This window comes from Aeromonas aquatilis (assembly GCF_054052405.1).
Genome location: NZ_JBSTYP010000001.1, coordinates 1 through 23,032, shown reverse-complemented (window position 1 = coordinate 23,032; position 23,032 = coordinate 1). Strand labels below are relative to the sequence as shown.

Genomic DNA, 23,032 nt, shown 5'->3' with positions numbered 1-23,032 from the left:
TTGATGAGGCATCTGGCAGTAAAAAATGACTGTTCGTCGATTTTTTGATACATCCAGCTCAAAATTCAAGCTTATCAGCAAGTTGTGCGCTGCTTTTCTGCACAGAACAGCATCCGTGCAAGCTGGCGATCGTGCTGAAGAGAAGGCAGATAGCAGAAGACCGCCAGCATTGGCGGTCTTGCCGGGCATCACATTTAGCGCTGGAACGGGTAGACCGAACCCAGTTTCAGGATCTGGGTCAGCTCGTCCAGTGCGCTGCGGGACTCCTGCACCAGTGCCGGATCCCGCAGGTCATCGAGGGTCAGCCGGTCGCGATAGTGGCGATCTACCCAGCCATCGAGGCGGGCAAACTGGCTGTCGTTGATAAGGCAAGCCGGATTGACCGCCGCGAGTTCCTGATCGTTCATGGCAACCCGTAGTCGCAGGCAGGCCGGGCCGCCGCCATTGCGCATGCTCTGTTTCACATCCATGTAGTGGACCGCCTTGATCGGGGTCTCCTGCGTCAGCAGCTTGCCAAGATAGGCCGACACCGCCGGATTATCGCGGCACTCGGTGGGGGCGATAATGGCCATCTCGCCGCTCGGCAGGGTGAGGATCTGGGTGTTGAACAGGTAGGATTTCACCGCATCCAGCACGGATACCTCGGTAGTCGGCACTTCGATAAAGTGCAAATCCCCTTCGCCAAACTTGGTCTGCACCTCGGCCAGCGCCTGTTCGGTGTTGAGGAAGGCTTGTTGGTGGAAGAAGAGCACGTTCTGGTTGCCCACCGCGATCACGTCGTTATGGAATACCCCCTGATCGATCACCTCCGGGTTTTGCTGAATAAACACCACGCTCTCCTCGCCAAGGCCATGCAGGCGGGCGATGGCCTGGCTTGCCTCCAGGGTCTGGCGTGCCGGGTAGCGCTTCGGCGCCGGGCGGGAGTAGTCAAAGGCGCTGCGGCCATAGACGAACAGCTCGACCCCCGCCTCGCCATAGGCCCGGCAGAGGCGGGTGTGGTTAGCTGCACCCTCGTCGCCGAAGTGGTCATTCTCCGGCAGATGGAGGTGGTGGCTGAAGTGGCGATCGTTGTTGAACACGGCGCGCAGGATACGACCAGTGACGTCGGGCTCCAGGGAGCGGTGAAACTTGTTGGTCAGGTTGGCGGGGGTGAAGTGAATGCGGCCATCCTGGGTATCGGCACTGGGGGAGACGGTGGCGGCGTTGGCTGTCCACATGCTGGAAGCCGAATAGCAGGCAGCCAGTACGGCGGGAGCCTGTTTGGCGGCCTGTTCCAGCACCCGGGCATCGTTGCCGATGAAGCCGAGGCGGCGCAGGGTGGCGAGGTCGGGACGCTCTTGTGGCGCCAGTACCCCCTGAGTCATGCCAAGCTCGGTCAGCGCCTTCATCTTGCGCAGCCCCTGCTTGGCGGCCTCTTTCGGATTGGAAGCCTCCTGGGCATTGCTCTGGGAGGCAACATTGCCGTAGGAGAGGCCAGCATAGTTATGAGTCGGGCCGACCAGACCGTCGAAATTGACCTCGAAGTGCTTCATTGAGTACATCCTTTCGATTTTTATGATGGGTAGCGGTTCCTTCCGCGCACAATGCGTCGGGGTTGGGCCATTATAAAGAGATTTTATGTTTTTGTAACAAGCCGGTAACCAGCAGACGTTTTTATGTCGTTTCAGATATAAAAAGAGGGGCGGTATGGCAGAAAATTGAAAAAGCGGTTGCGTCCGGCCTGTTGCCTTCGCATTAATAAATAAAGAAGCAATAAAAGAAGCCGTGTGGTTAGGGCTGGTCAGGCAAATTTGCTCACAAGATTGCTTTTTCGCGCCAAATCTCTTATACAGCCCCACAAAACCGCACACCAACCCCGTCGGGTGCAATGAGGATAATAGTTACAGCATGGGCAAATCACTGGTCATAGTGGAGTCTCCGGCCAAGGCCAAGACGATCAACAAATATCTGGGCAAGGACTACGTGGTGAAATCCAGCGTGGGTCATGTTCGCGATCTGCCCACCAGCGGCAGCGCCAGCACCGAGCCCAAGAAACCTGTCATTCGCGGCATCAAGTTGAGCGAATCCGAGAAGGCTGCCAAGGATCGCAAGGCCCTGTTTGCCCGGATGGGTATCAATCCGACCGCTGGCTGGCAGGCCAACTACCAGATTTTGCCCGGCAAGGAGAAGGTGGTCAGCGAGTTGCAAAGTCTGGCCGAGAAAGCCGACACCATCTATCTCGCAACCGACTTGGATAGAGAAGGAGAGGCGATCGCCTGGCACCTGCGCGAGATCATCGGTGGCGACGACAGCCGCTACAAGCGCGTGGTGTTTAACGAGATCACCAAGAGCGCCATCAAGGAGGCGTTTGCCCAGCCGTCCGAACTCAATATTGACCGCGTCAATGCCCAGCAGGCCCGTCGTTTCCTCGACCGCGTGGTGGGTTACATGGTCTCCCCGCTGCTGTGGAAAAAACTGGCCCGCGGTCTCTCCGCCGGTCGAGTGCAGTCCGTTGCGGTGCGCCTCATCGTCGATAAAGAGCGCGAAATCAAGGCGTTCGTACCGGTCGAGTTCTGGGATCTCAATGCCGACCTGCTGACCGGTGACAAGGCCGATCTGCGGATGGAAGTGGTCAGCCGCAACGGTGCCGACTTCAAGCCGGTGACCCAGGCCGAGACCTTCGCCGCCGTGGCTGCCCTGGAAGGGGTTGACTACAAGGTAGTGAACCGGGAAGACAAACCGACCGGCTCCAAGCCGTCCGCGCCGTTCATCACCTCCACCCTGCAGCAGGCGGCCTCTACCCGTCTGAGCTTTGGGGTCAAGAAGACCATGATGATGGCCCAGCGTCTCTATGAAGCGGGTTACATTACCTATATGCGTACCGACTCCACCAACCTCAGCAAAGAGGCGGTTGAGGCGGTGCGTGAATATATCGGCGAGCAGTATGGCGCGGCCTATCTGCCAGCCGAGCCGAATCTGTATGGCGCCAAGGCCAATGCCCAGGAAGCGCATGAGGCGATCCGTCCCTCCAGCGTGCTGGTCACGGCCGAGATGCTGGAAGGGATGGAGCCGGATGCCATGCGTCTGTACGAGCTCATCTGGCGTCAGTTTGTTGCCTGCCAGATGACCCCGGCTCAGTACGATTCCTCCACCCTGACCGTCAAGGCGGGTGAGTTCGAGCTCAAGGCTCGTGGCCGTACCCTGCGCTTCGCCGGTTGGACCAAGGCGCTGCCGCCGATGGGTCGCAAGGGCGAAGATAGCCAGCTGCCTGCGGTGACCGTGGGCGAGGTACTGAAACTGGTCAAGCTGGATCCGCGCCAGCACTTCACCAAGCCGCCTGCCCGCTTTACCGAAGCGGCGCTGGTGCGCGAGCTGGAAAAACGCGGCATCGGCCGTCCCTCTACCTACGCCTCCATCATCTCCACCATCGTTGATCGCGGTTATGTGCGGGTCGAAAGCCGCCGTTTCTTCGCCGAGAAGATGGGCGAGATTGTCACCGATCGTCTGGTGGAGAACTTCGTAGAGCTGATGAACTACGAGTTCACCGCCAAGATGGAAGACAAGCTCGATGGTATCGCCGAAGGGAGCCTGGAATGGAAGAAGGTGCTGGACGCCTTCTACGCCGAGTTTACCCAGGAGCTGGAGAAGGCCGACAAGGCGCCCGAAGAGGGCGGCATGCGTGCCAACCAGATGGTGATGACTGACATCGACTGCCCGGATTGCGGCCGCAAGATGGGGATTCGTACCGCCACAACCGGCGTGTTCCTTGGCTGCTCCGGGTATGCTTTGCCGCCCAAAGAGCGCTGCAAGAAGACCATCAACCTGGTCTCTGCCGACGAGTTTGTCTCCGCCACTGACGGTGAAGAGGCGGAAACCGAAGCGCTGCGTGCCAAGCACCGTTGCGGTGTCTGTGGCACAGCGATGGATGCCTACATCATCGATGACAGCCGCAAGCTGCACGTCTGTGGTCGCAACCCGGACTGCGATGGCTACGAAATCGAGAAGGGCCAGTTCAAGCTCAAGGGCTACGAAGGGCCGAGCATCGAGTGCGACCGCTGCGGCAGCGAGATGCAGCTCAAGAACGGCCGTTTCGGCAAGTACATGGGCTGTACCAACGAGACCTGCAAGAACACCCGCAAGATCCTGAAAAACGGTGATATCGCGCCGCCGAAGGAGGATCCGGTGCCGCTACCGGAGCTCAAGTGCACCCAGTCCGATGCCCACTTTGTGCTGCGTGACGGTGCTGCCGGTCTGTTCCTGGCAGCCAGCAACTTCCCCAAATCCCGCGAGACTCGCGCGCCGCTGGTGGAAGAGCTCAAGCGCTTCAAGGATCGCATCTCCGCCAAGCACAAGTATCTGGCCGGTGCCCCGCTCACTGATCCGGACGGCAACCCCGCCATCGTGCGCTTCAGTCGCAAGACCAAGGAGCAGTACGTGATGAGCGAGGTCAACGGCAAGGCGACCGGTTGGACCGCTCACTACGACAATGGTACCTGGCAAGAGAGTTTGCCAAAGGCTAAAAAGGCCTGATGAAAAGAGGCCCCGACAAGGGGCCTCTTTGCTTATGGATAGCGGTATACTGAGACAGCTGCAAGGAGTGCAGCTGTCGTCAATCGCGAAGTAGACAAGGAGGTTGAGATGGAGATTAACGAGATCCGGCCGGGCATGAGCTGCATGACCCGGGAAGGGGCGGCCTATGTGCTGGAAGTGGACCGGCAGAGCCTGCTGGTGCTGCTGCAGCGCGCGGACGAGACCATACCGGTGCAGGTGCGCAGCGACGAGATCCTGGCGCCGCTGGAGTGATCCGGATGTGATCCCCTCAAAATGGCAGTAGAAAAAGCAGCTCGGCCAGATCGGGCTGCCATCGCCACTCCTTCATTCTGACCCTCCCCCCGATCACCACGACCCCCTCCTGCTGCAGGCGTCCCGTCTGTTCGGCAAAGCCTGGCGATCCTTTCGGTAACGAGATGGTGCCCGCTGCGCCCAGCACCCGATGCCACGGCAGTACCTTGTCGGTTTCCCGCAGCACCTTGCCTACCAGTCTTGCCCGTCCGGGCAGCCCCGCCAGATCGGCCACCTGACCATAACTGACCACCCTGCCTGCCGGGATCAGGGCGATGATCGCTTCGATACGGGTAGCTTTGTTCAATGGGGATGGACTTGATTCAATGCTCATAGACCCGATTCGTCAAAAACAACAGAAGCGCCATTGTGGCGCTTCTGTCATGGGGGTGGCAATGATTCAGCCGAAGGTTTGGCTAAGCCCCTTCAGTTGCTTGGCCCGTTCCAGCAGAGCCTGACTGGAGTGATCGACATCCAGCATCTTCTGACTGTTGGCGTGGGAGTACTCGGAGATCTGGTGGATGCTGCGGCTGATCTCCTCCACGACCGCTTGTTGTTGCTCTGCAGCGGTGGCGATCTGGGTGGAGTGTTCGGTGACCAGCTCTATCTCTGCCAGCACGGTATGGAGGCTGCTGGCGCCCTGGCGGGTCATCTCGGCACATGCGCGGGTCTGTTGCAGGTTCTCCTGCATCATCCCCTTCCAGCGTCCCAGAGTGTGTTGGATCTGCTTGATGCTGCCCTGGATCTGCTCGGTCGCCTTGTGGGTGCGGGTCGACAGGGTACGCACCTCGTCGGCCACCACCGCAAAACCACGGCCCTGATCCCCGGCGCGAGCGGCTTCGATGGCCGCGTTGAGGGCCAGCAGGTTAGTCTGCTCGGCGATGCCCTGGATCTCGCCCATGACACTGCCAATCCGTTCGGATTCGCTGGCGAGCTCTACCGCCGAGTTGAATGCCAGCTCCGCCTGTTTGGCGAGCTGTTCGATCTGTTGCTCGGTCTGGTTCAACTGCTGGTTGGTTTGTTCACAACGATTGCGAGCTTCGTTGACCTGACCATTGGAGTCCTGAATGTTGCGGGCGATTTCGTGAGCTGTGTTGGCCATCTGAGTCATAGCCGTAGCCATCTGCTGGGTCTGGGCATCTTGCTCGTTGATATCGAGACAGGCCTGATGAGAGGCTTGCTTCAGATTGATGGCCAGGGTTTGCAGAGGTGCCGTGGCATCGTTGATCCGCCCCAACACGGTTCGGATGCGGGCCTGCAGCATCTTGATATGAAAATCGGCAATGGCGCCGGGGTTGTCACCGGAGTAGACCAGCCGGGTCAGACTGTCATATTCGCGGCCCAGTTGCTGCAGATAGTGGGGCAGGGCAAAGAGCTCGCGCCAGTAGGCCCCGCCAATAAGTAACAGGGGCAGCAGCATCAGCAGGACGGTCATGGCCCCTTGGCTGGCGAAGGTCCAGCCCATCAGGCCGAGCAGCAGCAGGGTAATGGCCGGGGTGCGCACTCTGGCAAGAGAGGGAAGGTTGCTGTTGTTGCCGCGCTCGGCCTTGAGCAGGGCTTGGTAGGTCTGAGCGGCGATGCGCTTGAGTTGGGGCTCGGGCTTGCAGCGTACCGACTGGTAGCCGCTGATCCTGTTGCCTTCGTAGATGGGGGTCACATAGGCATCTACCCAGTAGTAACGGCCATCCTTGCAGCGGTTTTTCACCATGCCGCGCCAGGGTTTGCCCTCCTTGAGGCGGGCCCAGAGATCGGCGAAGGCGGCCTTGGGCATGTCGGGGTGGCGTACCAGATTGTGGTTGTGTCCCACCAGTTCATCGACCGAGTAGCCTGCGATGTCGCAGAAGGCCGGGTTGGCGTAGGTGATCACCCCGCGCAGGTCAGTGGTGGAGACCAGTTGTACGTCGGCAGGAAACTCCACTTCGCTATCCAGGGTATGGACGTCTCTGCGGGCCATAAGAATACGCTCCGATGTTCTTGTTGATAATGTTGTCGTTGTTATTGTGGCAGATCTGGAGGTGGCTGCAGGCTCGCGCCAGCAGGAAGCAGACCAGCTTCATTGGGGGCTGAATTTTGCCAATAATGACGGATGAATGGTAGGGTGAAGTTGATGTTTTGTTGGTTAATCGTAAAAAAGGCGGCCGATTGGCCGCCAAAGTAGAGACAACATTACCTCTGTGGTATCCGGTAGCGCACCTGCAACTGATCGAGGATCTGCAGCTGACCCGGCAGGCGGGCGGCGAAGTGCTCCCAGCCCTTGTGGGCGGGATCGCTCCAGGCCACCTCGGCCGTGGCCAGCATACGCGGGAACAACATGTAGTCGAGACGATCACGGCTGGTGATCAATTCTGACCACAAGGGGCTCAGCACCCCGAGGATGTTATCGTTGGCATGGAAATCGGCTGGCGCAGGATCGCACGCATAGACCTGCTCCAGATTGAGGGTTCCCGCCCAATAGAGGCCGGGTTCATGAATGTCTTGGCTCCAGGCCAGATCCAGATAGAGGGACTGGGCGGGCGCCATTACCACCGGATAACCGGCTGCGGCGGCGTCCAACCCCGCCTGGAAGCTGGTCCAGGCACAGACGGCGGCGTTGCGGCTCACCTTGTCGCCGTGCAGGATCTCCTCCCAGCCGAGCATCCGCTTGCCCTTGTCGGCCAGATAGTGCTGGCAGTGGCGCAGCAGATGGCCCTGCAGCTCGCGGCAGTCGGAGTAGCCCTGCTCGGTCATCAGCTGCTGGCAGGCTGGGCTGTCGGTCCAGACACCGGTCGGCACCTCGTCACCGCCCATGTGGATCTGCGGGCCGGGGAAGAGTTCACACACCTCGTCCAGCACAGTCTCCAGAAAGCGGTAGGTGCCGGGCAGGGCGGGGTTGAGCACATTGTCATCGAAATGCTGGACCGAGAGGTAGCGGGAGTGATCCACCGTTTCGACCAGCAGCTCGGGCAGTGCCTTGATGGCGGCGTGGCAGTGGCCCGGAATGTCGATCTCGGGAATGACGGTGATGCCGAGTTCACTGGCATAGCTCACCAGCTCCTTCACCTCGCTCTGGGTGTAGTAGCCGCCATAGGGTTCGGCGCCGCCGCTCAGCTGGGGGCCTATCGCCAGGTCATGGCCCCGCCAGGCGCCCACGTCGGTCAGCGCGGGGAAGGCCTTGATCTCGATCCGCCACCCCTCGTCATCGGTCAGGTGCCAGTGGAAGCGGTTGAACTTGTAGAGGCTCATCAGCTTGAGCAGGCGCTTGATGGTTGCCGGGGTGTGGAAGTGGCGAGCACAGTCGAGAAAAATGCCGCGAAAGCCAAAGCGCGGGGCATCCTCCAGCGTGACGCAGGGCAGGCTCTCGCCATGTTGCAGATACCACTGGGCCAGCGTGACCAGCCCGTGACGCCAGCCGCTCTCGCCCGCAGCGGCAATCACGATTTCCTCTTCGGTGATGGTGAGCCGGTAAGCTTCGGGGGCCAGTTTGGCCTCGGTCAGCCGGATTTCGGCGTCGTGATCCTGTTCCAGTGCCAGCGACGTCAGCTCGTTGAAGTGGGCCAGCAGACCCGGTACATCGCGGGGGGCGCTGACATGGGCCCGCTCGGCCAGCCGGAAGTTCCCCTCCAGCAGCACCTGATGGGCCGGTTGCGGCACGATACCGGGCAGGGGCTCGACCTCGGGCAGGTCGGGGCGGGTGATCGGCGGGTTCTCCAGCCCGAGATCCTGCGCCGCCAGCGTCACCGGCAGCAGCTGGGCGCCGGTGGTCGCCTCCGGCAGGCTGAGGAAGAACCCCTGCGGCATGTCGGAGAGCTTCTTGATGGGGGTCTGGCGGCAGCAAAAGCGCAGCTCGCAGCTGCCAGCGTTCGGGACAATCACCTTGTAGCTGCCGCTCTGGCGCTCCAGCTTGCCTCCTTGCAGTGAGTCGGGGTCGATATGGCGAGCCAGACAGAAGTGCAGCTTCCACTGGGTTTCCGGCATGCGGGAGAGAGTGAAGGTGAACCAGACATCCTCGCCGTCACGTCGGGCGACCTGGGTGTGGATCAGGGGTGTAGACATGGAAAATCCTCTGATTGGGCAAACAGGATGGCGCCATCGAGCGCATCCGCCTGGGGGGGGATCAGGTTGAGCTGGCCGAGACGGGGAGTGAGGCGGGTGCCAATCCCCCCCAGCAGGGCGATCTGTTTGGCACCGAGCTGGGTCATCCCCTCCAGCAGGATCCGCAGCTGTTCGCAGGTTTCGTCCAGCAGCTGGTTGGCGAGCTCGTCGCCATCGCTGGCGGCATCGAACACCCAGGGGGCAAAGTGGCCATAGTCCGCCGGAATGGCGCGGGCGGCCCATCGCACTACTTCCGCCTGATCCCGCTTGAAGCGATCCATCAAGCGGATGGCGAGGGTACTGGGAGGCAGAATGCCGTCGTGGCAGAGCAAGGATTGCTGGATGGCGCGCAGCCCCAGCCAAGCGCCGCTGCCTATGTCTGAAATGGGGAAGCCGCGGCCGGAACAGGTGCGAATTTGACCTGCGTGATAGATCAGCCCCACCGAGCCGGTACCGGCGATCAGAATGGCCCCCTCCCGGCCACCAAAGGCGCCGAGACAGGCGCCGAAGGCATCGGAGGTGAGCTTGACACTGGCAAAGGGGAAGGGCATGGCGAGCATGGCGTGATAGCAGTCGGCCAGCTCGGCGGAGGCGAGCGCCAGCCCGACCCCCATCTGTTGTTCACACTCGATGCCTAGCCCGGCAGCAAGGCGGGCGCTGGCAATGGCGGCCAGCACATTGGCGTGGGCATGGTTGATGCCCAGCTCCAAATTGGAGCCTGCCGCCCGCCCTTCACCGAGCAGCTTGCCCGCCCGATCCCGAATGCGGGCGCGAGTGTGGGTGCCTCCGCCATCGACCCCGACCCAGTACTCAATCATGGCGGCCTCCTGCGGCATTTTGCCAGCTGATGGCAAGGGCAAACCAGGCTGCGTGGGGGATCCACTGCTCACCCCAGCGCCAGTTCTGATCCAGCCGATCCTTGTACTCCTGCGGGATAAAAGCCACGTCGTTTTCGTCATCAAACCCTGAGGTGATGCCGTTGCAGATCCCCCCCTGCGCGTTGGGGTAGCCGGCGGTATAGGCGGGGTTGTTGATGCCGTGGCCCGCCAGCATGCAGGCATTGAAGGGGTTTTGCCCGAGGATCCAGTCGAGCTGGCGCTGACCGAAAGTACGCAGCAACCTGCTCTGTAGGGGCAACTGTACTGCGGCGGCAAAGGCCATGGCGGCCAGCGAGGCCAGGCGAGCGTTCTCCCCCTGCCACCAGTAACCGGATTCGTTGTGGTGAGGCATAAAAAAGCTGACGCGCGGCGCTTCATCCACCCCTTTGACATATTGGCGGGCGAGGGAGAAGGGGTTGCCCGCCCGGGCGCAGAGCGCCAGCTCGGCGGCCAGTGCCTGTTCCACCACGGTTTGTGCTTGGGCCTTGTGCTCCTGCTCCGGCTCTACGCCCAGATATTCCAGTAGCGCCAGCACCGGCAGGCCCGCCTCGGCGGCGTGGTAGTAGGGGCGCGAGCCATCCTCGTTGGCCGACCAGTAGTGACCCAGCTCAGGATGAGGGCGCTGGCGGGCACAGAGCTTGCTGACGCGGGCCCTAGCTTCATTCAGCCACTCGGCGCCGAAGGTGCGGGTCAGCTCAACCGCCGCCAGCAGGGCGCAGTAGTCGTCGATGATGTTTTCGACCCCGTCATCCAGATAGGAGAGGTTGTGTTCGCACAGGTGCAGGTAGCCGCGTTTGGCGGTCTCGGCGTAGCGGCTGGCATCGAAGTCGCCGCTGACGCTCTCGCGGGCGGCGCGGGCCAGCGCGGCGATGGCCATGCCGCCCCCCTGGCGGAAACCTGCCTGCCAGTTGGCGGATTTGATCCCCTGTTGGGTCGCATAGGCGCACAGCTCGCGCTGGGCGGGATCCTTGCTCCACTTGTCGAACAGGGTCATGTAGAAGAAGCCCGACTCATCCTGCATCCGGCAGAGGAAATCGGCGCCGTGCAGCGCCTCGTCATTGAGCCGCTTGCAGAGGTTCACCCCGTCGATATCGCGGCGCGGGGCCAGCAGTTCCCGGCACTTGAGCAGAGCCCACACCACCATAGGGGTCTGCTGGGGGTTGAGGTAGTTGGCGTAGGAGAGGTGGCTCAGGTACTTGCTCATGTCGCCGCTGGCATCGAACCAGCCGCCGTGGACATCTTTGTGCTGGTCGGAGCCAAACAGGCGGGCGCTGCGGTCGGCCCGATCAAAGGTGCCGCTGGCGCGCTGCCCCTTGAAGTAGTGAATGACATCGGAAAGGCAGCGGCTGGCCAGCAGATCCTGGCCGATGGCAAAACGGGTGGAGCGGACAATGCCTTGGGCAGTGATCGCCTCCAGCCGATAGTGGCCGGGCTCCTTGAATGCAGAGAAGTCGGCGCGCCAGTAAGCACGCCCTTGCCAGCCTGGGACGCTGCCAGCCGCTTGTAGCGGGGTTTCAAACAGGATCTGGCCATCATCGAGGCGTTGCAGCCTGACATAGCCGCCGAGATCAGGGGCGGGGGAGGTTTGCAACAGGGCGACCTTGTGTCCGTCGCACTCGTAGCCCACCTGATTGATCAAGAGTTCCATCAAGGTATTACTCCTGTGGTTCACCGCAGGGCGGTGAGGCACATCACGGGGCTGTGGCCGCCCCGTATCGAGGCATGGCCGGACTGTGCTGTCCGGCCGGTATCGGGTTCACCTTCACTCGTAGAGGTAGCAACGCACGAAGTGGTTGTCGGCAAGCTTGGTGATGGCAGGCAGACTCTCCTTGCAGCGGGGCATCGCCTGATTGCAGCGCCCGGCAAACGGGCAACCGCAGGACTCCGGCGTCCAGAGCGGGATCTCCCCCTTGCGGCCCCCCTCCAGTCCGGCGTGGATGCTCTTCTCTGGGTCGGGCACCGCCGAGATGAGCAGCTGGGTGTAGGGGTGCTGCGGGTGGTGCAGGATCTCGTCCACCTCGCCCCACTCCACCATGTGACCCACATACATGACCGCCAGATCTTCCGCCACATAGCGGGCGGTGGCGATGTCGTGGGTGATGTAGAGCATGGAGACACCGAGCTCGTTCTTCATCTGCTCCATCAGGTTGAGGATGCCGATGCGAATGGAGACGTCGAGCATGGAAGTCGGCTCGTCCGCCAGCACCACTTCCGCCTCCACCGCCAGATTGCGGGCGATGTTGACCCGCTGGCGCTGACCGCCGGAGAGCTGGTGCGGATACTTGGCCGCCGTCGCTTTGGCGGGGGTGAGCCCCACCTTCTCCAGCAGGGCGTAGACCATGTCGGGCAGCTCTTTCTTGTCGATCACCTTGCTGTGCAGCAGCAGGGGGCGGGCGATGTGGTGATAGATGGTGTGGGTCGGGTTGAGCGAACCGAACGGATCTTGCCACACCATCTGCACGCTCTGGCGATAGTCTAGCAGGGCGGTGCCCTTGTTGAACTCTTCCAGGTCGTGGCCGCGATAGAGAATGCGCCCGGCACTGAGCTTGTACATCTTGGCGATGATCTTGGCGATGGTGCTCTTGCCGGAGCCCGACTCCCCGACCACCGCCAGGGCGCGGCCCCGGTGCAGGTTGAAGGTGATGTCGGAGAGTGCCCGCATCTTGCCACTCTTGATGGCATTGGAGTTGATGGGGAAGTCCTTGTAGAGGTGCTGGACTTCGATGATGGGTGCATCGGTTTTGGCGATTTGCATGACAGACATCCTTAACAGCCAGCGGCCTTGTCCAGATAGATCACGGAATCTTGTTGCAGCCCTTGCTCCTCATAGAGGTGGCAGGCGGTCTGTTGCCCGGGGCGGATCTCGGCCAATTTGGTGTACTCCTGACGGCAGCGATCGTGCACCTTGCCGCAGCGGGCCTGAAAGCGGCAGCCGACCGGCACCTCCAGCAGGTTGAGCGGGGTGCCCGGGATCCCCTCCAGCACCTTCTTCGGTCCGTGCAGGGGGGGGAAGGAGTTGCCGAGCCCTCTGGTATAGGGGTGCAGCGGCGCGGTCAGGATCGCCTTGGAGGGGGCGACTTCAATCAGTTCGCCGGCATACATGATGCCGATGCGATCGCAGAACTCCACCATCAGGGAGAGGTCGTGGGTGATGAACAGAATGGAGAAGTTGAACTTCTCTTTCAGGGCATAGACCTTCTGCAGGATCTCTCGCTGTACCACCACATCGAGCGCCGTGGTCGGCTCATCCATGATCAGCAGCTCGGGATTGAGCGCCATGGCGATGGCAATCACCAGCCGCTGGCGCATGCCACCGGAGAACTGGTGCGGGTAGTCCTTGAGCCGGCTCGGGTGGATGTCGACGATGGTGAGCAGCTCCTGAGCGCGCTTGATCGCCTCGTAGCGGGTCATGCCGGGGTTGTGGGCCAGCAGTACGTCACAGAATTGCTCCTCCATCCGCAGTACCGGGTTCAGGGCGTTCATGGCGGACTGGAACACCACCGACACCTGTTGCCAGCGGTAGGAGCGCAGCCGCTCCTCGTTGTAGTGGAGGATGTTCTCCCCTTTGAACAGGATCTCGCCACCGCTGATGTAGGCGGGCGGCTTGTGCAGTCGGGCCACCGAGAAGGCGACGGTGGATTTGCCGCAGCCCGACTCGCCAGCGAGGCCGAACACCTCACCCTGTCTGATATCGAAGCTGACCGAGTTGACGGCGCGCACGTCGCCATTTTCGGTGATGTAGTCGACGCAAAGATTGCGTACTGACAGCAGGGGATGCTTGTTCATGCTGTCTTCTCCTGTGCGGCAGAGAGCGGTGTGGCGACCGGTGTGGCAAGTTTCTTCCAGCGGTTGAGCCCTTTGTGGGAGCGCAGCTGCGGGTTGGCGATCTCGTCGATGGCGAAGTTGAGCAGGGCCAGACCGGCACCCAGGGTGGCGATGGCAAAGCAGGGGGCCAGGATCTCCCACCAGGCGCCGATCAGAATGGCACTGGAGGTCTGGGCGTTGTAGAGCATGATGCCCCAGCTCACCACGGTCGGGTCGCCAAGCCCCAAGAACTCCAGGGTCGCTTCGGTGACGATGGCGTAGATGATAGAGCCGATAAAGCTCACCCCGATGATGGAGATGAGGTTGGGCAGGATCTCCACCAGAATGATGCGCCAGGCCGGCTCACCCAGCACTTCGGCGGCGATGACGAACTCCTTCTCGCGCAGGGCCAGGGTCTGGGCCCGGATAACCCGCGCACCATAGGCCCACGAGGTCAACCCTATTATCACGGCAATCACCGCCGGTGACGCCTCCCCGATAAAGCTCGCCAGCACCAGTAGCAAGGGGAGATTGGGGATCACCAGCACCACGTTCATCAGGAAGGTGAGGCACTCGTCCACCAGACCGCCGAAATAACCGGCGGTGATACCGATGGCAACGGCCAGGGTGCAGACCAGCAGGCCTGCGCTGAAGCCCACCAGCAGCGAGATACGGGCGCCGTTGGTGAACTGGGCCCAGATGTCGTGGCCCATGCGGGTGGACCCCATCACGAACTCGGCACTGGGCGGCTGGTGCGGGCGAGCCACCCGTTTGGTCGGCTCGTTGCTGGCCAGAATGGGGGCAAAGATGGCCATCAGGACAAAGGCAACCACGATGGCGAGGCCACAGGCAGCCTTCTTGTTGCCCAGCAGGATTTTGAGGATTGTGGGCATACGCATCTTGTTGTCCGGTAACAGAATTTTGAGCATGGTCGGCATACGCATCTTATTTGCCTCCTGTACGCAGACGGGGATCCAGGAAGACGTAGAGCACGTCGGCCAGGAAATTGAAGCTGAGCATGGTGATGGTCATGATGAGCAGTTGCCCCTGAATGAGCGGGTAGTCGCGGGCCAGAATGCCCTGATAGAGGGTCAGGCCCAGGCCGGGATAGTTGAAGATCACCTCAGTGATAAGAGAGCCACCGATGACGAAGCCGAGCGCCATGGAGAGGGCGGTGACGCTGGGCAGAATGGCGTTGCGGGCGCCGTAGTTGAAGATCACCCGGTTGCTGGAGAGTCCCTTGGCCTTGGCCATGGTGATGTAATCCTCGCCCAGCAGGTTGATCATGTTGTTGCGCATGGTGATAAGAAAGCCCCCCACCTGCACCACGGCCAGGGTCAGCACCGGCATGATGGCGTGGGTCATGATGCTCTTGATGTGCTCCCAGCCCCAGTCAGCCTTGATCTCCGGGCTGTAGGCGTAGCCGATGGGCAGCCACTCGAGGCTGACCCCGAACAGGAACAGGGCGAGCAGGGAAACCACCACCGGCGGAATGGCCTGCATCACCAGGGTGAGCGGGGAGAGAATGCTGTCCATCCGGCCGCCGCGATACCAGGCGGCGAAGATGCCGACGATGGAACCGAGGGAGAAGCTCAGGATGGTGGAGGTGCCGACCAGAAACAGGGTCCAGCCGATGGCACGGCCCAGCACGTCAGAGACCTGCTGTGGGTAGAAGCGCACCGAGGTGCCGAGATCCCAGGTGAAGACACTCTTCACATAGGTGAGAAACTGGGTGCCGATGGGGCCGTCGACAAAGCCGAAGGTGGCTTTGAGGGCTTCCAGGGCGGCGGGTTCCATCATGGCGCCAGCGCGGGCAAACATCACGGAGACAGGATCCCCTGGCATGGCACGGGGTAACAGGAAGTTGATGGTGGCGGCGACCAGAAAGGCAACCAGATAGAAGGAAAAGCGTCTCAGTATGAATCCCATGATAGTACCTTTTACTGCAAGTCTGCCCCGCGTCGGGTATAGCAACCCCAACCCCGGCGGTGCCGGGCAAGAAGGGGATTAACGGGGAAGATGGCCCCCCGCAGGGGGCCGGGATTGTTTAGCTGTTTGGCTTGAGGGACAACACGTGCAGCAGACGCTCAGGGGTGTCCGGGTGGAGCTGAGGTTTGGCTACCGGGTTATCAGCACTGAACCAGCCGTTGAAGCGCTTGGTGCTGTACTCGTACCAGGTCGGGTTGTTGAAGACCGGAATGATGGTCTGGTTGGCACCAACACGATCCTGGATGGCGAACATGATCTCCTTCTGCTTGGCCGCATCGGCGGTCTGGGTGAAGTCATCGATCAGCTTGTCGAGCTCGGGATCCTTGTAACGGGGCGCGGCGAAGCGGTTGCCACGGTCACCCATGTTGCGGGAGTGGAACGCGGTCTCGAAGTACTTGTGCGGGTTGGCACCGGCAAAGTAACCCTGCAGGGCGACGTCGAAGTCACCGGTGATCAGGTTCTCGGTCCAGACGGTCGCTTCCGGGGTGGCGGTCTTGGCGTTCAGGCCCAGCGCCTGCAGCCCTTCTACACCAATCTGAACTGTGTTGACCCAGTCGGTCCAGCCGTTCGGCACCAGTACCTTGAACTCGATCTTTTTGCAGCTCGGAGTGTCGAGGAACTTGTCGCCGTCACAATCCTTGTAGCCAGCCTGTTTCAGCAGGGCCTTGGCCCCTTCGATATCAAACTTGTTGAATTTGCCGTACTTCTTGTCCACTTCCGGGTTGTTCCAGGAGTCGAACGCCTTGCCCAGACCTGACGGATATTCGTTGACAGTCGGGTAGCCGTAGCCGGCGATATCCACCATGGACTGGCGGTCCATCGCCATGGAGAAGGCGCGGCGGAAGTTGATGTCGTTGAAGGCCTCGTGGTTGCCCGGGTTCTTGGTCTGGAAGTTGACGTTGAACGCCACGGTACCGGAGGCCGGGAACCAGTATTTATTGTTCTTCGGATCGTTGCCGACGTAGAGGCGCTCGATATCCGGCACGAAGGAGCCGAACCAGTCGATGTCACCCTTCATGACAGCAGCCAGCACCTGGTCGTTGGTGGCCATCTGCGGCATGCGGATACAGTCGATGGCGAGGTTGGCGTTATCCCAGTAGTGTGGGTTGCGGCACTGGGTATAGAGCTGGGCGGAGAAGTTGTCCACTTCGGTGAAGGGGCCAGTACCAACCGGCTTGTCGTTGGTGAAGGCAACCGGATCTTTCACCGATTTCCACTGATGCTCCGGCACGATGGGTACCAGCACCAGATCGTTCACCACGTTGGTGTTGACCTCGGTCAGGTCGAATTTGACCTTGTTGGGGGCCAGCTTCTCAACGCTCTTGATCTGGGTCCAGATTGAGCGCTCATCCAGCGCCTTGTTGGCCTTGACCAGATTGAAGGAGAAGATGATGTCATCGGCATCAAAGGCTTCGCCGTCAGACCACTTCACGCCGTCACGCAGATCGAAGGTGACGGATTTCAGGTCATCGCTGAACGCATAGTTGGTGGCCAGACGATAGACGGGTTTGCCCCCTTGCATATCGTTGAAGATCACCAGCGGCTCATAGATGAAATGACGGGTAGTGTGCAGCAGGCCTGCTTGCAGGAAGGGGTTGAAGTTCTTGACCCAGGCGGTTTCCTGCTGTGCGACCATGGTCAGCACGGTTTTGTTTTCTGCGGCCATGGCGTTGCCGGCGGCGCCGGCAAGCATCATGGTGCCCAGCATTACAGCGGTAGAGATTTTGGATACTTTGGCAAGCATATGTTTTCCTTTCTTATTTTTTTGGCATTCCCGAGGGTTCGCCTTGTTTGTGTGAGCACCGGTTTCGCATGCTGATGAGACCGGCCCTCGTTGTTGGTTGGGTGTTTGCACCCTTGTCGTTCTGCTTTCCAACGCCCTAAGCAAACCAGAATTAACAGGAAAACAACAACTATTGATTTCGTTGTTTTCGTAAAAATTGACGGTGTTACGTCAATCTCGTCAAAATGCTTTTTTATCTGTTTAGAATCATTGATTTGCGTTATTTGCTTTCGCGTAAAAAGTGGCTGTGGAAATGGCGTATATGACAAAATTGTGAATTGGATCTGCTCTCGGTTTCGGGGTTATGCGGGGCTTTGTTTTGCATAAAAAGAAACCAGATTGCCAATTGTGATCCGACGCCCGTTTAGGGCGCCGTGTCACGGTTTGCGGTTGGCGAGTTGACGCAGGGTCTGTGCGCTGTGCTGCAACTGCTGGCGCTGGTGGTCATTGAGCGGGCAGTGGCCCAGCACATACTCGGTGGTGGCCACGACCGTCTTCCAGCGTGGCGACTTGGGCAGGGTGTCCAGACTCAGATATTTGTCGAGGGTACGGGTCTGTGGGCTGGATCTGTCCATATAGACCCGCCACAGCTTGCTCTTCTCTGCCAACACAATTTTGCCCTTGCCGGTCCCCTGCTGCCAGGCATCCAGCGTGAGCTGCATGGTCTCTACCAGCGCACGGCGCAGCGGCTCGTCATCCTGCTGGCGAATGAGGTCGTCGGCCAGCGAACGGAACTCGCCACCCAGGCGGCTCAGCTCGCCCAGCAGCTGTTCATCTTCGATGATGGCTTGCCGCGAGAGGTTCTTGAGGGCGTTCTCCAGCGCCATTACCCGGTTCTCATCCTGAGGCAGCTCGGTACTCAGAGTGAGGGCGAAAGCAGCCTGTCCTCCGAGCGCGATGGGCAGGGCACGGGCGTTGAGCACGTCCTTCTGCCCGGCCACCAGAAACTCCAGATTATGTTCCCGCTCGCTGGCAAGGTCGGGCCACTGCTGTTGCAGCGGGGTGGCGAGCCACTCATTGAGGGGCTGCCCCTCCATGGCTTCCGGCTCCTGTCCCAGCAGGCGCGCCATCACCCGCGAGGCAAACAGCACTGTGCCCTGCTCGTCGATAAAGAGCATGGGGTCGGCCCCTTCACTGAGCAGGGCCAGCAGCCGCTGCTGATCCTGATGCAGCCGATCCTGCAGGGTGAGGCGATGTTCGATCTCCTGCTTCAATAGCCGGTTTTCTACCAGCGAGGCGCGTCCTGCTTTGGCCTCCAGCAGTGCCTTGACCCGGGCAAACAGCTCCTCCTTGCAGAAGGGTTTGACCAGATAGTCGTTGGCACCGGCCCCGAAGCCCTCCTCGATATCCTTGGGCTGGTTGAGGGCGGTGAGCAGCAGCACCGGCAGCATCTCTTTCGGGTGTTGCTGGCGTAGGCGACGGCAGACGTCAAAACCGGAGAGGGTCGGCATCATCACATCGAGCAGGATGAGGTCCACCGGCTCCTCGGCCAGCTTGGCCAGCGCATCGTGGCCATCGCTGCTGGGCAGAATGCGGTAGCCGCAGGGCTGCAGCAGATGGCGCAGGATGTGCAGGTTGATGGGCTCGTCATCCACCACCAGAATGAGCGGCGCATCCTCGGGGGGAGGGGGCAGATCGTCGCTCTCCCAGTCCGGCAGGATAAGCGGTTGCTGGCGCACCAGCTGATGCTCGATCTGGCGGCTGTCGAGAGTAAGATTGGCTGCTTTGCCGGTGGCAAGGGGCAGGGTAAAGGCGAAGGTAGAGCCAACGCTCGGCTCGCTCTCGACAAACAGCTCGCCCCCCATCAGGTGCACCAGCTGGCGGGTGATGGAGAGGCCAAGGCCGGCCCCCTGCTTGCTTACCTCCGGGCTCATCTGTACCAGCGGCTCGAAGATGTGCTCCAGATGATCGGGGGCGATGCCGATGCCGGTATCCGTGACCTTGATGCGCAGGAAGTTGTTCTCGACGATGGCACTGAGCACCACCTTGCCCTGCGGCGTGTACTTGATGGCGTTGCCCACCAGGTTGTAGAGCACCTGTTCGAGCCGCTGCTCGTCGGCCAGCACCGGCGGCAGTTCGGCCGGGCTGATATCCACCAGGGTGAGGGGTTTGGCCTGCACCAGATGCTGGCAGAGGTCCAGCACCAGCCGGATCACCCCTTTTGATGAGACGGGCTGGGAGTGGATCTCCAGCTGGCCGTAGCGCATCTGATGGTAGTCCAGCAGATCGTCCACCAGACGGGCCAGGCCGTCTGCGCTCTTGATGATGAGACCGAGCTGCTTTTGCTGCCCTTCGGTCAAATCCTGCTGACTGGCGAGCATCGACTCGGCCATCCCCTTGATACCGTGAATGGGGGTGCGCAGCTCGTGGGAAGTGTTGGCCAGCAGTTCATCCTTGAGCTTGTCCGCCTGCTGCAGGCTGAGGTTCTGCTTGTGGGTCAGCTTGACCTGCTGTTGCAGCTCCTGGGTCTGCTGTTCGATCAGTTCGATCTTCTCCTTCACCGAGCGCTGCATATGGCGAAACGCTTCGGCCAGCCGGTCGATATCATCGCCGGTGCGCTCGATGGCGATGGGGTGATCCAGCGCACCGTCGGCCACCTGCTCGGCCGCTTCGGTGAGAGAGCGCAGCGGCGCCGTGATGGAGTGGGAGAGCCAGCGGGAGAAGAGGATCAGCAGCAGCACCGAGCCCGCCCCCAGCACAATCACCAGAGTTTCCAGCTGGCGGATCGGGGCATAGGCTTCCCGGGTGGAGATCTCGGCGATAAAGGCCCACTCGGTATCGAACACCTTCACCTGGGTGTAGGCGGCCAGCACCTCGTCATCCTGATAGGAGTGGAACAGCCCGACCCCCTGCTCGCCGGAGAGCGTCTTGGTGATGAGGGGCGTTTGCAGCGGCCGGAAGTTAGGGCTGAAGCTGTTCTCGACGCTGAACTCCGGTGCCAGCCAGGCATCGGCGCGCATCCGCTTGTCGGGGCCGATCAGGATGGTTTCGCCGGTCTCGCCCAGCCCCTCCCGCTCCGCCATGATCTGGTTGAGCTTGTCCGGCAGCAGCTCGAAAATCACCACCCCGCGTACATAGTCGTACTGCATCACGGGCGCCGCCATGTAGGCGACCACCTGTCCGGTCAGCTCGTTGCGGCCAAAATCGGTGAACTCGAAGATCTGCTGCGGCTTCTGGCCACCATCGAGGCGGCGTTTGATCTTGGCGAAGGTCTGACCCAAGCCACTGCCCTGGTAGGGGCCGGAGAGCAGATTGGTGGCAAAGTTAGGGTGTTTGGTGACCGAATAGACCACATCACCGTTGAGGTCCACCAGAAAGATGTCGCTGTAGTTGGACTTGCGCACCATGTCGGCATAGCCGCGATGAAAGCGCTGGTGCACCCGGCCATACATCTCGTCGGCGAGGATAAGCGCCGTGATGGAGGGTTCGATCTCCACCTGACTGTCCGGTTTGCGCAGTTGATCCCAGGAGCCGGGCAGATAGCGGGCCTGGGCGCGGCTGCGGGCCTCCTGCGGCGTGGTGCCCAGCTTTTCGAAGGCGCCGGTAAAACCATAGAAACGGCCGATACTGTTGCCGGCAAAATCCTGCTGGGAGAAGTTGATGATCTGCTCTTTGAGGTTGTTGAAGTAATCCTCGAGCTGACTCTTCTTGATATTACGAACGGAGACCAGATGGTTGGAGGTCTGGGTGGTGAGATCCTTGCCGTGGCTGTATAGGAAGAAGAGGGTGATGACCAAAAAGGGCACCATGCCCAACATGAAAAAAGCCAGCATTAACTGCGGCCTGAGCCCACGAAGCGTGAAGATCCATTTCATCTTGTGATTTTCAATTGAGAATCCGGTTATTAAGCTGCTCAAGTCTCGAACGAAAGCGTAATCATTTCAACGACTTTATCCCAAATTCGCTTGGTGGGTCACAGCAGGTTGGAGAAAAATGCAGCAAGGCGTTTAAACCCTGAGCAAGCAGTCTGCATCAGGGTTTAAATTGCGAAAAAGGGGTTGTGCTGGCGCTCGTGGTACGTATAATGCGCCTCGTTGTCAGGCAACTGGCACGAAAGCAGTCACGCGGGAATAGCTCAGTTGGTAGAGCACGACCTTGCCAAGGTCGGGGTCGCGAGTTCGAGTCTCGTTTCCCGCTCCAATTTTCCATCGCACCAACGATGGAACTCACTCTCAAGACAATCAGTCTTGTCAGCATGGCGCGTTAGCAAAGCGGTTATGCAGCGGATTGCAAATCCGTTTAGTCCGGTTCGACTCCGGAACGTGCCTCCATATTCTCTCTGTTCATCTCAATCATAACTCTTCGAGTCTGAGCCTTGGTCAGTATCCTTGCTGTACCAGTAACTGCTCGCAGCCAGCCTGTTTCCACTCCCGCTCGAGATAGTGGCTCACATCCGCCATGTTTTGCCCCCGATATTGAAACTGCACCTCGGCACTGTGCTGGTTGAGATCCGCAATCCGTTGCTTCAGTGTGCCGCATTGCCACAGGCTGACAGTGGGCACGCCCCGTTCGGCCAGCACGATGGCATCTTCCCGATTCAGTTGCCACTCCTCCAGTTGTGCCCGTGTCAGGGCAACCATCAGCACCAGCAGTGCCACTTCCGGCAGTTTCATGCGTGTCTCCCTACTGCATGTTTTTCCCCTGATAACTGTGGCAAAGCGCACGATTTTCGCAAGTTTGTTAACTGTTGGTTAATGACGTAACCCGTTTTCAGTATTTCCCGTTTTTCACCATTTTTTTATAAAAAAATGCGTTAGTGATGTAGTAATCCTACATGGAGTGGGGTAATCTTTGCTCGGTGGTCTTACCAGTGAGGAGTTACATCATGTTTCATCCCTTTTCCCTGACTCAGATTATTCTTCGTCGCATTTATGTATTGCTGGTGGGCATTCTGGCTTTTCCCGTGATGCTGTTTCGCAGCGATCGTGCCCGCTTCTACAGCTATCTGCACCGGATCTGGAACAAAACCAGCACCAAACCGGTGTGGCTCAAAATGAGCGAGCGTGGCGAGCGGATCTTCTACTAAACCCCATTCGCACCATGTGCAAAAAGAGACAGCTAAAGCTGTAATGCCGATCAGTTAAGGATCCATTGACCGATCCTTCTGTTGTGTGAAAATCCGAAACCTGTTGATTGGTTTCGGATTTTTTATGCGTATCGAACAGGCCCTCGACTTCCTCCACGCCAGCAATGCCGCTCAGTTTGAGTCACTCTCTGACCTCATTGCTCCCGAACTCATCACAACGCTGCTCGCCGAAGAGGATGTCGTGATCCTGCGTCGTCGCCGTATGCCCATGGAACGTCTGGTCTGGGCCATCATCGGTATGGCTATCTTCCGCCACGTCCCCATGACCCAGCTCGTCAATCAACTCGATATCCTGTTGCCCGGCGACCGCCCCTTCGTTGCCCCCAGCGCCTTCCTGCAAGCTCGCCAAAAACTGGGGGACAAGAGCATCGAGCGGCTGTTTCATGAGACCGCCTCTCTCTGGCACCGGCAGGCCAATCATCCCGGTTGGGCCGGGCTGCAACTGCTCGCCGTCGATGGCGTGATGTGGCGCCCCCCCCGATACCCCGGACAATGCCGCTGCCTTTGCCAAGGCTATGTCCCAATTACGTGTTGAAAGGCTAAGCTTGAAGTAGGCCATCACCTTGAGGTCTACCATCATGGATACCCCAGCCTTTCAAC

The 23,032-nt window shown here is 60.2% G+C and carries 16 protein-coding genes, 2 tRNA genes and 1 pseudogene; 6 read left to right on the top strand and 13 right to left on the bottom strand.

The genetic code is table 11. The features are described from left to right. Nucleotides 1-194: 194 nt before the first annotated feature. Nucleotides 195-1,532: an N-succinylarginine dihydrolase gene (gene astB, locus ACW5W8_RS00095; protein WP_498625848.1), complete on the bottom strand. Its 1,338-nt coding sequence runs from the start codon at nucleotides 1,530-1,532 to the stop codon at nucleotides 195-197. Between the two features lie 355 nt (nucleotides 1,533-1,887). Between astB and topA the strand changes: the two genes are divergently transcribed. Both topA and ACW5W8_RS00085 read left to right on the top strand, forming a co-directional pair. Next, nucleotides 1,888-4,509 carry a type I DNA topoisomerase gene (topA, locus tag ACW5W8_RS00090; protein WP_498625847.1) on the top strand — a complete coding sequence of 874 codons (2,622 nt, stop codon included), beginning with the start codon at nucleotides 1,888-1,890 and terminating at the stop codon, nucleotides 4,507-4,509. Between the two features lie 108 nt (nucleotides 4,510-4,617). Then, nucleotides 4,618-4,782, top strand: a complete 165-nt coding sequence (locus tag ACW5W8_RS00085) for a hypothetical protein (protein ID WP_005334891.1) — start codon at nucleotides 4,618-4,620, stop codon at nucleotides 4,780-4,782. A gap of 16 nt (nucleotides 4,783-4,798) precedes the next feature. Here ACW5W8_RS00085 and ACW5W8_RS00080 read toward each other — a convergent pair whose 3' ends face one another. The 11 genes from ACW5W8_RS00080 to ACW5W8_RS00030 all read right to left on the bottom strand — a co-directional run bounded on the left by ACW5W8_RS00080 (nucleotide 4,799) and on the right by ACW5W8_RS00030 (nucleotide 21,161). Then, nucleotides 4,799-5,155 (bottom strand): MGMT family protein, encoded by a 357-nt coding sequence (locus tag ACW5W8_RS00080; protein WP_498625846.1) that lies wholly within the window; start codon nucleotides 5,153-5,155, stop codon nucleotides 4,799-4,801. A 66-nt stretch (nucleotides 5,156-5,221) separates the two neighbouring features. Next, complete coding sequence (locus ACW5W8_RS00075) at nucleotides 5,222-6,775, bottom strand: methyl-accepting chemotaxis protein (RefSeq protein WP_498625845.1); 1,554 nt, start codon at nucleotides 6,773-6,775, stop codon at nucleotides 5,222-5,224. A gap of 212 nt (nucleotides 6,776-6,987) precedes the next feature. Next, entirely contained in the window at nucleotides 6,988-8,853 is a 1,866-nt protein-coding gene (locus tag ACW5W8_RS00070) for a beta-N-acetylhexosaminidase (protein ID WP_498625843.1), read from the bottom strand. Beyond that, nucleotides 8,838-9,710, bottom strand: a complete 873-nt coding sequence (locus tag ACW5W8_RS00065) for a glucosamine kinase nucleotide-binding domain-containing protein (RefSeq protein WP_498625841.1) — start codon at nucleotides 9,708-9,710, stop codon at nucleotides 8,838-8,840. Before ACW5W8_RS00065 ends, ACW5W8_RS00070 begins: the two co-directional genes overlap by 16 nt. After that, complete coding sequence (locus tag ACW5W8_RS00060; protein WP_498625839.1) at nucleotides 9,703-11,418, bottom strand: glycoside hydrolase family 9 protein; 1,716 nt, start codon at nucleotides 11,416-11,418, stop codon at nucleotides 9,703-9,705. The genes ACW5W8_RS00065 and ACW5W8_RS00060 overlap by 8 nt, the downstream gene beginning before the upstream one ends. A 114-nt stretch (nucleotides 11,419-11,532) precedes the next feature. Continuing rightward, complete coding sequence (locus ACW5W8_RS00055; protein WP_498625838.1) at nucleotides 11,533-12,525, bottom strand: ABC transporter ATP-binding protein; 993 nt, start codon at nucleotides 12,523-12,525, stop codon at nucleotides 11,533-11,535. Nucleotides 12,526-12,536: 11 nt separating this feature from the next. After that, nucleotides 12,537-13,556: an ABC transporter ATP-binding protein gene (locus ACW5W8_RS00050; protein WP_498625836.1), complete on the bottom strand. Its 1,020-nt coding sequence runs from the start codon at nucleotides 13,554-13,556 to the stop codon at nucleotides 12,537-12,539. Then, on the bottom strand, nucleotides 13,553-14,473 hold the full coding sequence (locus ACW5W8_RS00045) for an ABC transporter permease (protein ID WP_498625966.1): 921 nt from the start codon (nucleotides 14,471-14,473) through the stop codon (nucleotides 13,553-13,555). Before ACW5W8_RS00045 ends, ACW5W8_RS00050 begins: the two co-directional genes overlap by 4 nt. A 46-nt stretch (nucleotides 14,474-14,519) precedes the next feature. After that, nucleotides 14,520-15,503, bottom strand: coding sequence for an ABC transporter permease (locus ACW5W8_RS00040; protein WP_005334871.1), 984 nt, complete (start codon nucleotides 15,501-15,503; stop codon nucleotides 14,520-14,522). A 118-nt stretch (nucleotides 15,504-15,621) separates the two neighbouring features. Continuing rightward, a complete protein-coding gene (locus ACW5W8_RS00035; RefSeq protein ID WP_498625834.1) occupies nucleotides 15,622-17,307 on the bottom strand; it encodes an ABC transporter substrate-binding protein in 1,686 nt (561 codons plus the stop codon). A 416-nt stretch (nucleotides 17,308-17,723) separates the two neighbouring features. Beyond that, nucleotides 17,724-21,161 carry an ATP-binding protein gene (locus tag ACW5W8_RS00030; RefSeq protein WP_498625833.1) on the bottom strand — a complete coding sequence of 1,146 codons (3,438 nt, stop codon included), beginning with the start codon at nucleotides 21,159-21,161 and terminating at the stop codon, nucleotides 17,724-17,726. A gap of 249 nt (nucleotides 21,162-21,410) precedes the next feature. Between ACW5W8_RS00030 and ACW5W8_RS00025 the strand changes: the two genes are divergently transcribed. Together ACW5W8_RS00025 and ACW5W8_RS00020 are read left to right on the top strand one after the other, a co-directional pair. Then, nucleotides 21,411-21,486, top strand: a tRNA-Gly gene (locus tag ACW5W8_RS00025). A gap of 57 nt (nucleotides 21,487-21,543) precedes the next feature. Continuing rightward, nucleotides 21,544-21,617 (top strand) — tRNA-Cys (locus ACW5W8_RS00020). Between the two features lie 48 nt (nucleotides 21,618-21,665). Here the strand turns inward: ACW5W8_RS00020 and ACW5W8_RS00015 are convergent. Then, nucleotides 21,666-21,959 (bottom strand): hypothetical protein, encoded by a 294-nt coding sequence (locus ACW5W8_RS00015; RefSeq protein WP_005347702.1) that lies wholly within the window; start codon nucleotides 21,957-21,959, stop codon nucleotides 21,666-21,668. Between the two features lie 212 nt (nucleotides 21,960-22,171). Between ACW5W8_RS00015 and ACW5W8_RS00010 the strand changes: the two genes are divergently transcribed. Both ACW5W8_RS00010 and ACW5W8_RS00005 read left to right on the top strand, forming a co-directional pair. Continuing rightward, the gene (locus ACW5W8_RS00010) at nucleotides 22,172-22,372 is read left to right on the top strand and encodes a YbfA family protein (RefSeq protein ID WP_005334863.1); all 201 of its coding nucleotides are present in this window, start codon (nucleotides 22,172-22,174) and stop codon (nucleotides 22,370-22,372) included. 124 nt (nucleotides 22,373-22,496) lie between these two features. Next, nucleotides 22,497-22,956, top strand: a pseudogene (locus ACW5W8_RS00005) (transposase domain-containing protein); the annotation flags it as partial. Between the last annotated feature and the right edge of the window lie 76 nt (nucleotides 22,957-23,032).

Bases quoted from the DNA above. Each gene is read 5' to 3' on its own strand.
- ACW5W8_RS00070 (WP_498625843.1), bottom strand. From the start codon at position 8,853: ATGTCTACACCCCTGATCCACACCCAGGTCGCCCGACGTGACGGCGAG.
- ACW5W8_RS00050 (WP_498625836.1), bottom strand. From the start codon at position 13,556: ATGAACAAGCATCCCCTGCTGTCAGTACGCAATCTTTGCGTCGACTAC.
- ACW5W8_RS00055 (WP_498625838.1), bottom strand. From the start codon at position 12,525: ATGCAAATCGCCAAAACCGATGCACCCATCATCGAAGTCCAGCACCTC.
- ACW5W8_RS00075 (WP_498625845.1), bottom strand. From the start codon at position 6,775: ATGGCCCGCAGAGACGTCCATACCCTGGATAGCGAAGTGGAGTTTCCT.
- topA (WP_498625847.1), top strand. From the start codon at position 1,888: ATGGGCAAATCACTGGTCATAGTGGAGTCTCCGGCCAAGGCCAAGACG.
- ACW5W8_RS00035 (WP_498625834.1), bottom strand. From the start codon at position 17,307: ATGCTTGCCAAAGTATCCAAAATCTCTACCGCTGTAATGCTGGGCACC.
- ACW5W8_RS00060 (WP_498625839.1), bottom strand. From the start codon at position 11,418: ATGGAACTCTTGATCAATCAGGTGGGCTACGAGTGCGACGGACACAAG.
- ACW5W8_RS00040 (WP_005334871.1), bottom strand. From the start codon at position 15,503: ATGGGATTCATACTGAGACGCTTTTCCTTCTATCTGGTTGCCTTTCTG.
- astB (WP_498625848.1), bottom strand. From the start codon at position 1,532: ATGAAGCACTTCGAGGTCAATTTCGACGGTCTGGTCGGCCCGACTCAT.
- ACW5W8_RS00080 (WP_498625846.1), bottom strand. From the start codon at position 5,155: ATGAGCATTGAATCAAGTCCATCCCCATTGAACAAAGCTACCCGTATC.
- ACW5W8_RS00045 (WP_498625966.1), bottom strand. From the start codon at position 14,473: ATGCGTATGCCCACAATCCTCAAAATCCTGCTGGGCAACAAGAAGGCT.
- ACW5W8_RS00065 (WP_498625841.1), bottom strand. From the start codon at position 9,710: ATGATTGAGTACTGGGTCGGGGTCGATGGCGGAGGCACCCACACTCGC.
- ACW5W8_RS00010 (WP_005334863.1), top strand. From the start codon at position 22,172: ATGTTTCATCCCTTTTCCCTGACTCAGATTATTCTTCGTCGCATTTAT.
- ACW5W8_RS00015 (WP_005347702.1), bottom strand. From the start codon at position 21,959: ATGAAACTGCCGGAAGTGGCACTGCTGGTGCTGATGGTTGCCCTGACA.
- ACW5W8_RS00085 (WP_005334891.1), top strand. From the start codon at position 4,618: ATGGAGATTAACGAGATCCGGCCGGGCATGAGCTGCATGACCCGGGAA.
- ACW5W8_RS00030 (WP_498625833.1), bottom strand. From the start codon at position 21,161: ATGAAATGGATCTTCACGCTTCGTGGGCTCAGGCCGCAGTTAATGCTG.